This window comes from Saccharothrix sp. NRRL B-16314, assembly GCF_000716595.1.
GTDB lineage: Bacteria > Actinomycetota > Actinomycetes > Mycobacteriales > Pseudonocardiaceae > Actinosynnema.
The window spans coordinates 1-12,940 of record NZ_JNXC01000044.1; the positions used below are offsets into that span (position 1 = coordinate 1).

Annotated in this window: 13 protein-coding genes and 4 tRNA genes; 7 read left to right on the forward strand and 10 right to left on the reverse strand. The window is 66.2% G+C overall.

What is annotated here, in order from left to right; translation table 11 throughout:
* The coding region (locus OQ02_RS45230; protein ID WP_033443242.1) for a hypothetical protein at positions 1-570 on the forward strand (570 nt) is incomplete at its 5' end.
* Between the two features lie 794 nt (positions 571-1,364).
* Here the strand turns inward: OQ02_RS45230 and OQ02_RS36425 are convergent.
* Positions 1,365-1,436, reverse strand: a tRNA-Val gene (locus tag OQ02_RS36425).
* Between the two features lie 49 nt (positions 1,437-1,485).
* The gene (locus OQ02_RS36430) at positions 1,486-1,914 is read right to left on the reverse strand and encodes a TIGR02611 family protein (RefSeq protein WP_033443243.1); all 429 of its coding nucleotides are present in this window, start codon (positions 1,912-1,914) and stop codon (positions 1,486-1,488) included.
* 976 nt (positions 1,915-2,890) lie between these two features.
* On the opposite strand from OQ02_RS36430, the gene OQ02_RS36435 reads away from it, so the two are divergent.
* The 4 genes from OQ02_RS36435 to OQ02_RS36450 all read left to right on the forward strand — a co-directional run bounded on the left by OQ02_RS36435 (position 2,891) and on the right by OQ02_RS36450 (position 3,739).
* The gene (locus tag OQ02_RS36435) at positions 2,891-3,316 is read left to right on the forward strand and encodes an SsgA family sporulation/cell division regulator (RefSeq protein WP_033435346.1); all 426 of its coding nucleotides are present in this window, start codon (positions 2,891-2,893) and stop codon (positions 3,314-3,316) included.
* 144 nt (positions 3,317-3,460) lie between these two features.
* Positions 3,461-3,533: transfer RNA gene (locus OQ02_RS36440), tRNA-Gly, on the forward strand.
* 58 nt (positions 3,534-3,591) lie between these two features.
* A tRNA-Cys gene (locus OQ02_RS36445) sits at positions 3,592-3,663 on the forward strand.
* Between the two features lies 1 nt (position 3,664).
* Positions 3,665-3,739, forward strand: a tRNA-Val gene (locus tag OQ02_RS36450).
* On the opposite strand, the gene OQ02_RS40470 is transcribed toward OQ02_RS36450, so the two are convergent.
* The 7 genes from OQ02_RS40470 to OQ02_RS44420 all read right to left on the reverse strand — a co-directional run bounded on the left by OQ02_RS40470 (position 3,710) and on the right by OQ02_RS44420 (position 9,623).
* Complete coding sequence (locus tag OQ02_RS40470) at positions 3,710-4,996, reverse strand: integrase (protein WP_331281572.1); 1,287 nt, start codon at positions 4,994-4,996, stop codon at positions 3,710-3,712. The genes OQ02_RS36450 and OQ02_RS40470 overlap by 30 nt on opposite strands.
* Before the next feature lie 194 nt (positions 4,997-5,190).
* A complete protein-coding gene (locus OQ02_RS36460; RefSeq protein ID WP_081916191.1) occupies positions 5,191-5,511 on the reverse strand; it encodes a helix-turn-helix domain-containing protein in 321 nt (106 codons plus the stop codon).
* 119 nt (positions 5,512-5,630) lie between these two features.
* Complete coding sequence (locus tag OQ02_RS36465; RefSeq protein ID WP_033443244.1) at positions 5,631-6,485, reverse strand: hypothetical protein; 855 nt, start codon at positions 6,483-6,485, stop codon at positions 5,631-5,633.
* Between the two features lie 62 nt (positions 6,486-6,547).
* Positions 6,548-6,748 carry a hypothetical protein gene (locus OQ02_RS36470; protein WP_033443245.1) on the reverse strand — a complete coding sequence of 67 codons (201 nt, stop codon included), beginning with the start codon at positions 6,746-6,748 and terminating at the stop codon, positions 6,548-6,550.
* Between the two features lie 47 nt (positions 6,749-6,795).
* Positions 6,796-7,887, reverse strand: coding sequence for a DNA cytosine methyltransferase (locus tag OQ02_RS43130; protein ID WP_081916193.1), 1,092 nt, complete (start codon positions 7,885-7,887; stop codon positions 6,796-6,798).
* Positions 7,888-7,975: 88 nt separating this feature from the next.
* Positions 7,976-8,872: a DNA methyltransferase gene (locus OQ02_RS36480; protein WP_156077526.1), complete on the reverse strand. Its 897-nt coding sequence runs from the start codon at positions 8,870-8,872 to the stop codon at positions 7,976-7,978.
* Positions 8,865-9,623: a hypothetical protein gene (locus tag OQ02_RS44420; protein ID WP_156077527.1), complete on the reverse strand. Its 759-nt coding sequence runs from the start codon at positions 9,621-9,623 to the stop codon at positions 8,865-8,867. Before OQ02_RS44420 ends, OQ02_RS36480 begins: the two co-directional genes overlap by 8 nt.
* A 13-nt stretch (positions 9,624-9,636) precedes the next feature.
* On the opposite strand from OQ02_RS44420, the gene OQ02_RS36490 reads away from it, so the two are divergent.
* Positions 9,637-10,572, forward strand: coding sequence for a hypothetical protein (locus OQ02_RS36490; RefSeq protein WP_156077528.1), 936 nt, complete (start codon positions 9,637-9,639; stop codon positions 10,570-10,572).
* Between the two features lie 155 nt (positions 10,573-10,727).
* A complete protein-coding gene (locus tag OQ02_RS36495) occupies positions 10,728-12,728 on the forward strand; it encodes a hypothetical protein (protein WP_231500388.1) in 2,001 nt (666 codons plus the stop codon).
* 47 nt (positions 12,729-12,775) lie between these two features.
* Here the strand turns inward: OQ02_RS36495 and OQ02_RS44425 are convergent, their stop codons facing one another.
* A complete protein-coding gene (locus tag OQ02_RS44425; RefSeq protein WP_156077530.1) occupies positions 12,776-12,922 on the reverse strand; it encodes a hypothetical protein in 147 nt (48 codons plus the stop codon).
* Positions 12,923-12,940 lie beyond the last annotated feature (18 nt).

Consider the following 12,940-nt stretch of genomic DNA (forward strand, 5'->3'; position numbering starts at 1 on the left):
AACGACGCCACCTACCGGTTGGTCAGCGGGTACATCACGTTCGCCGACACCTCCGTCACCAACGCCACCAACGGACAACCGGTGCAGTCCAGCGTGAGCCCAGGGGTGCACAGCCTCAACGCCGGCACCCCTGTGGTGCGACTGCCCGCGCTCGACCACTTCGACCTCCCCTCGACCGTGCAAGGCCTCAACGTGGTCGGCGACGTCGAACTGATGATCTGCTGGCCCAGCACGCCATGTGACAAGTACGGGACGGCGCTGGTGAAGTTCACGCTCTTCGTCAACCAGTGGAAGTCGGACGGCACACTCTGCAAGACCGACAGCAGCGTCGAGGTCACGCACGACGTGCCGTACTGGGTGCACCACAAGTACGTACCACTCAACAAGGTGGACTTCACCGTGAGCAAGGCGCCGGGCTGCATCCCCCGGTTCAACGCCTACGTCAAGGCCGAGTGGCTCAGCGGTGAGACCGCCGGTACCCAGGGAACGGCCGTCGGACTCACCGACTCGCGCGGCTCGACAACCAAGCACGACTCCGACATGAGCCACGCGTACGTCCTGCCGTATTGAGCCCTTTGCATCGTGATGGTGCAGGTCACGGCGCAAGGGCTGCGGGACGGGCAAGGCACCCGGTAACACAGCAGGCGACCAAAATCCGATGCCACAACCGGGAGCCTCGCCGTGCTTTCTTACCTGCCTCGATCGACTGTCCAACCTGTGGGGTTCCAGAACTCTGCGTTGGGACGCTGAGCTGTGAGCTGCGGCGATCCTGCCCTCTGGGCCTCAGAGCAGGGTCGTGAGGTATGGCGTTACGACTGCTGTACCTGATCTTTGTCCGGCTTGTCGGCTGGCTGGCCCTGCTCGGCCGATCGTCGGCGACCAGAGATGTGCAGTTGCCGCCGCTGCGGCACAAGGTCGCCGTAGCGCGCCCGGACCAACCCGCACCCGCGGACCGCACCGATCACACAGCGATCGCCGCACCGGTGCATCAATCCCCGGCTGCTGCCCGACCACCGGGCACCCTCCCGTAACGGCACCAGCCCAGGACGTAAGGAAGCGGACCAGCACACGGTGGCAGCCGATCCGACCTGGCAAGACGTCGCACAACTCGCCCAACCGACCCGATCGGCAATCAACCGCACCCTGCGATCTCTTCGGCGCGTACGAAGTGTTCACCACGACACTTCGAATGTTGATCAAGACCATAGATGCGCGACCAGCAGTTTTATCACCGGAGACGAACGAATCCGACCACAAATGCGATCGTCACTAAAGGAGGTCTGCTCCCAGACTGCTCCCCAGAACGATCACCGGCCCGCAGACGATGATCCGCCTGCGGGCCGGTGACCTGCACAAACACACTGTGGGCGATACTGGGATCGAACCAGTGACCTCTTCGGTGTGAACGAAGCGCTCTCCCGCTGAGCTAAACGCCCGTATTCGGTTGTCACACCCGCTCTCGCGGTGTGGCCATAGCTTACAACATCATCCCCGCGAACCAAAAATCGGGCTCTGCAACCAGGCCCAGTCGAGCCCGAACCAGCCGCCGACCAGCGCGAACGCACCGAGCAGCCAACACGTCACGGCCACCACCAGGCCGGTGGCCGCCAGCACCAGCGCCTTCACCACCAGGTTCTGCCGCTTCAGCCACGCGACCCACGCGTCGTAGTAGCGCTTGGCGAACCTCAGCACCTTGCCCGCCCACTCGAACTCGGTGGCCAGGATCGCCAGACCCGCGAAGACGACCAGCCATCCCGGTCCGGGGTACGGGATCATCAGCACGCCGGCCAGCAGCACCAGGCCGCCGACCACTCCCACCCCGATGCGGTAAGTCATGTTCATCGCGGGGTTGCGACGGAACCAGTGGCGCTGCTCCTTGCGCTCGCCGGTGTCCTCGCGCTGCTCTGCGGTCATGGACACATCATCGCTCATAAGCCCCGCCCCCTCTGGGTCGAGCTCGGAAGACTTTCGCGGTGCCATGCGGGCACCTCGGTGACCGGATCGTCCGAACCGGCCCACCGGCCTGACTTGTGGCTGACACCACACCACTCGACGCGGCAGCGGTCGCCTGGCACAGGCCCGCACACCCGCTCCCTTGCACACCGCACCTACGCGCTACGGCACCACGCACCCTTTCAGTGATCGCGATGTGTGCGACCTCACCATGTTCACAGGTATATCGATCAGCACTCCACCTCCTACCTGCACAGACGCGCCGACTTTCGGCCGGGCGACGACTTCGTCCCGCTTCTCGGCCAGCCGTACCGACCCCGCACACCCTTTCGGAGACCTGGCCTGACAACGGGGCACTTCGTCTACGGTGGGTGTTCTCCCGGCGCACCGCGTCGACCGCGCGGTGGTGCACGACGGCCATCGATCACGCGCCGAAGCCGCCACGCGATCAGCCGTAGCGCGCCGGGTTGCCCAAGGTTCGGGAAGACCTCCCGGGCCGGGTCCTCGGTCAGGTCGCCGACCACGTCCGAGGTCGACGCGGATGCGCGGGCGAGTGAATACACCGGTTTTACTTGCCGGTCGTACAGTTCACCGAATGCCGCGCGGTCACCGACCGTCAGCCGTCCGACGAGCTTCACACGTCGGCGGGACGCCGGTCGGAGCGGACGGGCGGTAGGCCGTGCGGGGCAGCCACCAGAGACCCCCTCACGTCCAACATTCGCGCAACAGCCGGTACCGGGTACGGGCCAAACCCAGCAAGATGGGAGCGAGCCGGACGCAGTGGACACGGAACGCATCGAGCTGGTCGCCTAGTGGAGTGATATGGCACCAATCGGGTGATAAACCACCTGATCTCGAGCGTTCCACGCCACATATCCGTCACAAGTGGAGAACTCGGTCGTTCCATTGGCCGGGAAGGGAGAAGAGGGTAACGACGATGCGCAACGACCACGTGACACTCCGCTCAACAGCGGTGTTCGACCTGCTGGCCCCGAGGACCCCGGCCGTCCCGGTGCAGGTGGAGCTCCGTTATGACACGAAGGACCCGTACGCGGTAGTCGCCGCGTTCCGAACCGGTCGTGCCGGCTGGGTGGAGTGGGTGTTCGCCCGCGACCTGCTCGCCGACGGCCTGATCGCCGACGCGGGCGACGGCGACGTCCGAATCCGCCCCGCCGCCGACGACCCCGAGGTCGTGGTGATCGAACTGAGCTCCCCCTCCGGCCACGCCATGTTCGAGGCGTCCGCGCAGGAACTGGCCGACTTCCTCGACCGGACGTACGACGTCGTGGTGCCCGGCAACGAGCACCTGTGGGTCGACGTCGACGAGGCCCTGACCCACCTCATCTCCACCGATCTCACGTAAAAGCGCAGGTGGCGGGCCTGTCGAGAGATCAAGGGACCCCCGATTTGATCCCGCCGCGGTCCATGTAATAAAGTTCCTCTCGCACCGGGGAAGACCGGAACGACAGCCCCAAAAGGGAAAAGTTCCAAGAAATCCACGGAGCATGCGGATGTAGCGCAGTTGGTAGCGCATCACCTTGCCAAGGTGAGGGTCGCGAGTTCGAGTCTCGTCATCCGCTCGGCAGAGGGCCCTTGGGCTCAGGCCAAGACTCCTGAGTGCTAGCCTTCGGGAATCATGGCGGAGTGGCCGAGTGGCTTAGGCAAGGGCCTGCAAAGCCCTGTACACGGGTTCGATTCCCGTCTCCGCCTCGGACGATTAGCTCAGCGGGAGAGCACTACCTTGACACGGTAGGGGTCACTGGTTCAATCCCAGTATCGTCCACCAGCGATATACGCAGGTCAGAAGCCCGGCCCTCGATCTTGAGGCCGGGCTTCTTGCATGTTGTGCAAGATCAAAGGAGACGAATCGGAGACGATCTTCTCGCAAGGTAGTGCTCGTAGGTCTGCGACGGTGGTCCGCAGGTACGGGAACCATCCGATGATTGTGGCCAACTCGTCCTCCCGGAGCGCCAGCAGCGATCCGAGCCATCGCGCTTCCAGGCCGTTGATCAGCTGAGCCTTCATGACGCTCGTCACGGTCATAGACCCTGGCGATGCCCTTCATCTTCTGTCCGAGCCTGGCTCGACGGGCGACCTGCGGCACGCCGTCCTCGACCATCCAGGTCGCGTGCGTGTGCCGGCCTTCTTGGAAGGTGATCCAGGGCAGGATCGCCGGTGTGTGGTCACGTGCATTCGGCTGTTCCGGCTTGCGCCCGTCCCAAGCCGGTCGCCAGAACCGCTGTCGGAAGTTCGCCCGTCGCAGGAGCGCGCCGTCGGGCGAGGTGAAGGCGAACGATCCGCGGTGGCTGTCGAGCAGCGTTTCGTAGAACACAGCGATGCTAGGCGGCAACGCGATCGGCCTGGTCCCCGCCGGGGTCTTCGTCCTACCCCGCTTGCCCTTCGTGCGGCGCGGAGTGATGTGTCCCACATCCGGCCGGGCCGTCGGCCGGTCGTGCGATACCTCGACTCCCGCCTTCAACAGCTTCCCGTTGACCTCTTTGAGGGGATACCGGATGGTGATCGCCCGCTCGGACTCGTCGTACTCGTGCCGCTCCTGCCCGACAAGTTCGCTCCAGCGACCTCCTGTGTAGAAGTCGAGAAGGCACAGCGTGAACCCGGACAGGCCCATCTCGGACTCGTACAACCTCATCGCCGCGCGCAGCACCTGCACCGGCGTGGCGAGCAGCCGCTCGTTCTCGAATTCACCGCCGGTGACCCTGATGCCGTAGCACGGGTTGGCCGGGATGATCTTCGCCCGGACACCGGCGTTGAGGATCGTGGAGAACGTGGCGAAGATCGAGGCGATGCTCGACTCGGCGTACTCCTCGTCGTGCAGCCCTGTCAGCCACCGCTCGATCTCGACGTAGCCGTTGAAGATGCCGATCATCGGCCACAGCCGCCGCCACTGCGGCAGCAGGTGATTGTCCAGGTACGAGCGGTACTTGACCCTGGTGTTGGGTTCCAGACGCGGCACAACCGCCTCGTACCACTCTTCGGCGAACTCACCGAACGGCGTCTCCGTGTCACGCGGGTCGATCCACATGTTCCGACGGATCAACGCCTCTTGCTCCGCACCCCATTCCTTCGCTGCCTTCTCCGAGGGAAACCCTGCCTTGCTCCCCCACGTCCCATCGGGCCGTTTGTATCGGCATCGCCACCCGTTGGGGCCGTTCGACTCTTGTTCTCCGTATGCCACGTAGTGCTCCCGTTCGTCGGTTCCCGTGGGACGGCACCCGATCAGGCGATGTTCAGGCGCTTGCGCCGCGGCTTCGCCGACTGTTCGGAGAGCCGCAGGATCGCGCTGATGTCGCTGCGGGAGAACCGGTAGTGCCTGCCGAACCGGTGATGCGGCAGCACCCCGGCGGCGGCCTGGTCCTGCAACGTCCGAGGCGAGAGCTGGAGCAACTCCCCCAGCTGCTCGGCCGTCAGCAACGCGTCGGGATCGGCCGGAGCCCGCTCGGCCCAGACGCGTGCGAGCGTCGTCAACGCGGCGAGGCACTCGACGACCTCGTCCGGCAGGACGACACGCACGAACCGACCGGAATCAGCGGACTCCATGCCTCCTCACACCCCCCGAGTGATCAGCGCGACGCCCACGGCATGGCCGCGGGCCGCCGACGAAAAGTAGCGCCCTCCGCCCCGAACGGCCGATACCTCGATCGTGGCCGGCACCACCGTCACGCAGCCGCTTCGGTGTCGACCGACGCACCAGATCGGCAGGACCACGGCGAGCACCCGTCAGGATCGGCTTCTTCTGCCGGGTCGACGGCGAGCAATTGGAGGTGTCGTCTGCGCTTCGCCGGAGCGTCGAGGTCGACCCGATCCAGGGGGAGGCAGGAGCGGTGGAGGAAGTACTGTCCGCGCAGAGGCTGGCCTTGGGCTGTGGCGCGCGGGTGACCGTGGCGGATGGCCCTGTCGAACTCGACCGCCTCGGTCCAGCCGTCGGGGTCGTTGTCGCGGATCCATCGCCAGCCGGCGTTGCCGTGGAACGGGCAGCCGACGCATGCCGACTTCACCGTGTCGGCGAACCCTCGTTCGGCGAGGTAGTCGAGGCACGCCGTTCGATCGAGACCGAGTTCGATCAGCGGGAACACGTTGCGCAGGAATCGCAGGCCTGAGTCCTTGGCGCGCGTGAACTCGTCGGTGCTGATGCCGATCGCTTGCTCGGCGTACACGCCGCGAGGCACGCGGTGGGGATGCGGGTACCCCAGGAGTTCGCGAGCTGTCTTCTTCAGTGGCGTGATCTTGTACTCGTTCGTGCACTGCCTTCGTGCGAGACCACGTGACCCGTCGGGATTGAGCGTGTGCAGAGGCATGGAGACGAACCGGTGCCTGGGGTCGAGTGCGTCGGTTCGGATGTTGCCTGCGGTAATCGTGCGTACGGGTATGCCCTTCGATCCGGCGAAGGTGCGGAGTCGGTCCAGGTTGGCGTAGACGGCGCGTGGTTCCCAGCCCGTGTCTGCGAACAGCGCGTAGTCGAACCTGGGGATGGTGCCTTCACAGGCGAGCAGTAGGACCGCGGTGCTCTGCACTCCCGCCCCGAGCGACAGCAGACGGAGTGATGACGTTGTGACCGGCAGTCGAGTTGGAGGTGTCATGCCGCTTTTCCCTCGTCTTCGCTCATGGTTTCGAAGGTGACGAGGTCGGCCAGCATGAGATGCACGGCGTACGCCGCCTGCTGGGGGACGACGCCATTGCCAAGTGCACGAAGCTGTGCCACCCGCTTGAGCGCGAGGTCGGTTACCCAGCCTTCGGGTAGACCCATGAGCCACTCCACCAGGCGTGGCGCCAGCATGGGGCGTCCCTGTTCTCCCTGTTCGGTCGGCGCGGGAACGGCTCTGCCTAGGCTCGATTCCCATTGCTCGATGGCAGGTGCGTAGTCACCCCAGGTATCACCGGCAGTTGGAGGATGGTCGACGACAAGGTCAGATCGCCCTTCGAACCGCGTTGTCTTGGCGACCCGCTGACCCCTTCGGTGGCACGTGGTGTCGGCAGTAGACGGAGCACTTGCTGGCTCAACAGTGGGCGGAATCCGGGGCTTGACTTCTGGGTTGTGCCGCGGTCGGTCGCTCTTGGGGTTGGCAGGAGCCGGACCGCGATGGAGAGCGGCATACCCATGCCGTTGCCGTTGATTCCTCTGGTCTTGTGTGTCGTCTGACGGGCGAGCCAGGTCGAGGGTGATTCGCCGTCGTTGGGTTGCTGCCTGCCGGTGTGGGGAGCAGTCGCACGGCGTCGGTCAGCGAGGCGTCCGATGGCCGTCGGCTGGGGTTGGGTTTTCAATGGGTCAGCCGCGCGGAGGCTCGCGAGTCGCTGGCGGTCGGTGTGGGCAGCAGTCGGACGACGACCTCGATCGGTCGCGGCGCCGGTGTCGTGATCGGCGATGAATCGCGTGCCTTGCGGGAAGGCGAGGATGAAGACGCGTTCGCGGCGGTGAGGGGCGCCGACGTCGGAGGCGCGAACGCTTGTCCAGTTCGCGTCATACCCGATGTCGGCCAGGTCGCCGAGTACGGCGCCGAGCCCGCCGTTGCGCCAGCGCAACGCCGCAACGTTCTCCACGATGACGATCGGCGGTCGTAGACGACGAACGGCTTCGACGACGTGTCGCCAGATGCCACTGCGGGCCCCCTTCCGGATGCCGAGGCCTTTGCCGGCTGCGCTGATGTCCTGGCACGGGAAGCCGGCGGTGATGATGTCGACCTCTTCGACGTGGTCCCAGTCGACGGTGCTGATGTCGCCGAGGTTGGGCACGCCTGGTGCTCGGGTGGCGAGGATGGTGCGGACGTGCGGGTCGGGGTCGGCGACCCAGGCGACGCGGCCTCCGCCGAGGGCGGCGAGCACGCCGAGGTCCAAGCCTCCGTAGCCGGTGCACAGCGAGCCGAGGACGAGGTCCTGTTCGGCTGTAGGGCGCGAGGAGACGTCATGCGGAACGGTCATGTGCTGCTCGCCTGGGCGAGTTGGGTCGTCGTGTCGGCAGGTGGCGAGATGTCGAGACCGTTCGACGGCACGCAGAGCGGGCAGGTGTTCATGCGACTCGCCTCCGGGCCTGGTCTTCGAGACCGGAGAGGTTGTGACGTGTGGTCTGCATGGGTGAGGTCTGCCGGTGGGTTGCGGCGGAGACCAGCTCGGTGTCGGCGGCGCGTTGGAAGACGAGGACTTCGTGGTGAGCGGTGAGTGCGAAGGGTGTGCCGGTTGCGCACGAGCGGGCTGCGCGGCGTTCGGCGAATGTGGCGCGGGTGATCAGGCGGTTGCCTCGTAGTTCGGCGGTCAGGGCGACGCACCGGTCGACCGCGATCAGGCGTGCGGTGACGCCGGCGGTGATCAGCCGGGTGGTGACGTCAGCGAGGGATCCGTCGGGATGTCGCACAGGGCGGGCGATGACGATCAGGTGTCCGCCGGGGCGCAGCAGCGGTTCGCAGTGGTTCAGCGTCGTGGCGACGTTGTTGAAGGCGGAGTCGAGGTCGCGTTCCGGGCCTGCCGGGTCGGCGGTGGTTGTGCGCAGGGCGGTCAGGACGAGCCCGACTCGGCCCACCAAGCCGGCGGCGCGGGCGGTGGCAAGTGTCTTGGGTTCGGCGTCGAGTACCGAGCCGTCGTGGCAGGCGCCGTCGCGTCTGGCCGCGGTGACGTTGGCGCGGGCGATGGCCCACCAGCGCGCGTCGGAGGTCAGGCCGAGGGTGTGCCGACCGGCGCGCAAGGCTTCGGTGAGGACGGTTCCGGTGCCGCAGTCCGGGTCGAGGACGAGTTCGCCGGGGTGGGTGTAGGCGGTGATCGCGTGGCCGGCGATGGCGGGTGGAACGCGGTCCGTGTCGGCTTCGGTGCCGGGCACGTAGCCGCTGTCGTGAAGCTGGGTGACGTGGTCACGTTGGCCGGTCAACCAGACCGACAACCGGCGAGTCGCCGGACCTGGCGAGCGGTCACGCATCGGAGGTCTCCTCCCCACGGTTGCCGTTGAGGAGGTTGGTGCGGCGGGTGAAGAGGAAGAGTTCGGCGTGTGCCTGGATGTGCCGGGCAGGTGCTGTTGTCTGCTGGGGTGGTACGTCCGGACAGCCGCGCGACCCGGTACTCGAAGGGTCGGGAAGGCGGGTATGGAGCAAGGCGATCCGGTCGAAGTAGGACAAGCCGGCGTGGTGCGCGGCGCGTACGAGTGGGCCTGCCGGATCTATGAGCCTGCCGGTGGATCGATCACAATGTGTGACGACGGCGAGGGTTCCGTTCGGGTTGAGGAATCCGGCCCAGTTGGTCGGACGAAGCCCGTCGAGGGCGAACGGTTCGGCGGCGGCGATGATCAGGTCGAAGCGGTCCGGTCGCGGCGCGGTGGCAATGACGGGCGGATCGGGTCGGCGGTCGGGAGACTCTTCGGGACCGTCGTCCTGGACCAGGTGGACGGTTCGCGGTCCGGATCCGGTCTGTGGGTCAGCGGTGCGTGTATGGACGTCGCGGTCGAGTCGGGCGACGGTTCGGGCCGCGTCGAGCAGTCCGTCGTAGTCGTTCCGCGCGAGGCGGGTCCGGAGTTCGGTTGAGGCGGGTGCGGGCGGCCGGGCCGTGTCGGGGGGCGAAGCGAGCAGTAGGACGCGTTGGCCGGGTCGGGTGTAGGTGTTGACGATCTTGGCGACTGCGGCGAGAAGCCATGGGGTGCTAGCGGCGTCCGCGCGCGCATGCCTGACCAGCCTCACCCGCAGCACCCAGTTGCTCGACGGCAAGAGCCTGACCGGGACCGAACCCGACCCCGTGGTGGTGCTCAACCGCGACCTGCTGCGCAGCCCGTCGCTGCGCATGGACGGCAGGCTCGCGCCCTTGGACGACATCACGGTTGACCACATCGCCGCTGCCGCCGCCACCAGTTGGATGGACGCATTCGAGAACCGCCTCGCGCACGAGGACTACGTCGCCGCCCGCACAGTTGTGGACGTCATCGCCGACGACGAAGCCGACGCCGACCCGGTGAAGGTTGAAGAGATGTCCAACCGGCTGGAGCAGGGCATCACCCGCTCCCGCCAAAAACTCCGCGCGTTTCGCCAGGACATCTCCTCTCGCGTGAACAAGGCAGCGCGGCTGGGGCAGCTCGGCACGACAAAGTACGCGCAGGTGATCGCGGCCCTGGAAGCCGCACAAGTCGAGCGGCACGATCTCGGAACGGTGCGCCACCAGCTCATCGGTATCGCCGAGGACCTGCCCAGGTTCGCCGAAGAAGCGAAGGCTGCCCTGTGGTCGCGGGTGCAACAGGAGCTCAACGCCGCCGCCGGTCGGGTTGCGGACAACGCGGCGGAGACCATCAAGGCGTGCATCGACGCCGGTGACCTGGCCACGGCGGAGGAGTACCTGCTCAACGCGTTGGCAGGCGGAGAACCGCCAACTGCGGAGGTGTCCGAGCACCGGGCGGCGTTCCTGGCCGTGGCCCGGTCGTTCGGCACCGGTGTGGACAGCGACATCGTCCAGGTGGCAGAGCGTGGCGGATCCGTACACGGCTTGGAGTTCGGCCATCTGTCGGACGCCGCTCGGACTGCCGCCGAGGAAGGTCTGCGCCAGTGGGTGGGCATGAAGACCGTCCGGGAGCGGCGCGGTGCTCGGATGAAGTCGGTTTTCGCCGTGCCGTCGTCCCCAACCGCAAGTGGTTTGAGTTGACCGGGTTCAAGCGGATGCCCCAAGCGTTGATGCCGGCGTTCGGGTCCCGGACCGACGACAAGCTGAAGATCATGATGTGTTGGGGAGTACAGGACGCGCAGACCCTCCTCACATGGGTCGCGCAGGACGTGACCACGGACCCCATCCTGATCACGTTGTTCGGCACCATGACCATCGACCAGCGCAACCTGCTGGCGAAAGCCTGCGCCGACCAGCCTGACCGACCGATCATGGTGCTCGACGATGCCGCGATCGCCTACCTGGCCACGACCGGCGGAGGCCAGTTCCCGACGACCGAACGCATCCTGTTGCCGTTTGCGGCGACGAACCCCTATCACCCCCATGCGATCGGCAACGTCCCGCAGGAGATGTTCTTCGGACGCAGGCACGAGCTGCACCAGGTCATCGACGACTACGGAACCAGCCTCCTGTACGGCGGTCGGCAATTGGGCAAGTCGGCTCTGCTTCAAGCAGCGGCTCGTCAATTCGAGCTCGTGCCGGAACGTGTAGCCGTATACCTGTCACTCCCCGTCGGGTTCGGTTCCACCGACCAGGTGGACGACCTGTGGAGCATGATCGCCGACAAACTCGACCAACGCGGCATAGTCCCGTTGCAGCGCCGCCGGCGTGACAGCGCCCAGTTCGTCGAGGCGGCCGTCACCGCATGGCTGGAGGCGAACCCGAGCCGGCGACTGCTGTATTTGCTCGACGAGTGCGACATGTTCTTCGACGCGGACGCCAAGACCGGCTTCCGGCACACGACTCGGTTGCGCGAGTTGATGAACACGACCAAGCGGCGTTTCAAGCCGCCGGTTTTCGCGGGCCTGCACCAGGTGCAGAGGTTCGCTCACCTGCCCAACCAGCCCTTGGCCGGCGCCCACTTCGGTGACCCCATCGTGATCGGTCCGCTGTCGCCGGATCCCGCGTACCGGCTGATGTTCACCCCGATGGAGACCCTCGGCATCACGTTCGAATCCGACGAGCTCGTCCACCGAGTACTCGCCTACTGCAACTACCAACCCAAGTTGTTGCAGCTCGTCGGGGACGCCCTCGTGCGGGAGTCGTTGAGCCGCCCCGGCACCGAAGGGCCGGATTACCTCATCCGCGACGAGGATCTTGAACGGGTCATCGGTTCGGACACCGTTCAGCGCAAGGTTCGGGAGACGGTCCAGCTCACCCTCGAACTCGATTCGCGGTACAAGCTGATCGCCTTAATCGTGGCACTCGACGCGTTGGACAACGGTGCCGACCACACCGTCGACACCAACACGTTGCGCGACACGTGCCACGAGTGGTGGCCCGACGGGTTCCCGCATCGGGGCCCGGACGAGTTCCGCTCGTTACTCTCTGAGATGAGCGGACTGGGTGTGCTGTCGGAGCGGAACGGTCGGTGGCGGTTGCGCTCCAGCAACGTTCTGCGGCTCCTGGGAACCAAGGAGACGATCGAGGACGAGCTGTGCGGGGAGAACTGGAAGGACAAGGTCACCCGCCTGTCGGCCGAACACGTGCGTCGCACCTTGAAGGACGGATCGATCTCGCCGCTGACCGAGCGGCAGCTCGCCACGGTGATCGAGCGGGCCAACCGGTTGCTGCTCGTTGTCGGTACCCCGGCCGCCGGCATCAACCGGATCCAGCTGCTCCTGAACGAGGAGGCCGATCGGATCGGCGCGCGGTTCACCATCCACAAGGCTGGAAGCCCCGCAAGGTTCCGGAGGGAACTGACCGGTGGCACTGCGGGAGACCGGCATCGGGTGGTGGTGTCGGACCTGTCCGGAACCCGCCTGGAGAACGCCATCGGTTCTCTCCAGCAGGCTCTCGACATGATGCCGAATGCCGGAGTGACGAGGACGGTGGTGGCGCTGGTGGACGTCAGTACCAGCGATCTTCTCACCCACCCGGACGCGCCGCACCTGGCCGGCTTCACCGACCAGGTGATCGCCATGCGCCGACTGTCCGCTGATGGCTTGCGGTCCTGGGCGGTGTCGGAGAACGAGAAGGTCTCCCGGTTCAGCGACGCCGCCAGCCAGAAGTTGCTGATGGACGCGACCGGGGGCTGGCCGACGCTGCTCGACGAGGCCGCCCAGCTCGTTGCAGTCGGTCGCAGCGCCCGACGGGTGTGTGAACTTCTGACCGGCGGCGTGGCCACCGGCAGGTAACTTCCAAGATCACCAACAGCATCCGGAAACCGTGCCAGATCCAGCATTCACCCGTCGGCGACAGCCTCCTGCACACCGAGCAAGTTCATGACCGCGGGCACCGCGCAGACGTAACGATTTTCGACCTCGACGTAGTCGCGCAGAGTCAGTTCCCGGCCGTCGAAGACCTCCCCGATCTCATCGAACAACGTCAAGCCCCACTCACGTTCGGA

Bases quoted from the DNA above. Each gene is read 5' to 3' on its own strand.
- OQ02_RS43130 (WP_081916193.1), bottom strand. From the start codon at position 7,887: ATGACCGTTCCGCATGACGTCTCCTCGCGCCCTACAGCCGAACAGGAC.
- OQ02_RS36470 (WP_033443245.1), bottom strand. From the start codon at position 6,748: ATGCTGGCGCCACGCCTGGTGGAGTGGCTCATGGGTCTACCCGAAGGC.
- OQ02_RS36435 (WP_033435346.1), top strand. From the start codon at position 2,891: ATGCGCAACGACCACGTGACACTCCGCTCAACAGCGGTGTTCGACCTG.
- OQ02_RS36480 (WP_156077526.1), bottom strand. From the start codon at position 8,872: ATGCGTGACCGCTCGCCAGGTCCGGCGACTCGCCGGTTGTCGGTCTGG.
- OQ02_RS36460 (WP_081916191.1), bottom strand. From the start codon at position 5,511: ATGGAGTCCGCTGATTCCGGTCGGTTCGTGCGTGTCGTCCTGCCGGAC.
- OQ02_RS36430 (WP_033443243.1), bottom strand. From the start codon at position 1,914: ATGACCGCAGAGCAGCGCGAGGACACCGGCGAGCGCAAGGAGCAGCGC.
- OQ02_RS40470 (WP_331281572.1), bottom strand. From the start codon at position 4,996: ATGTGGATCGACCCGCGTGACACGGAGACGCCGTTCGGTGAGTTCGCC.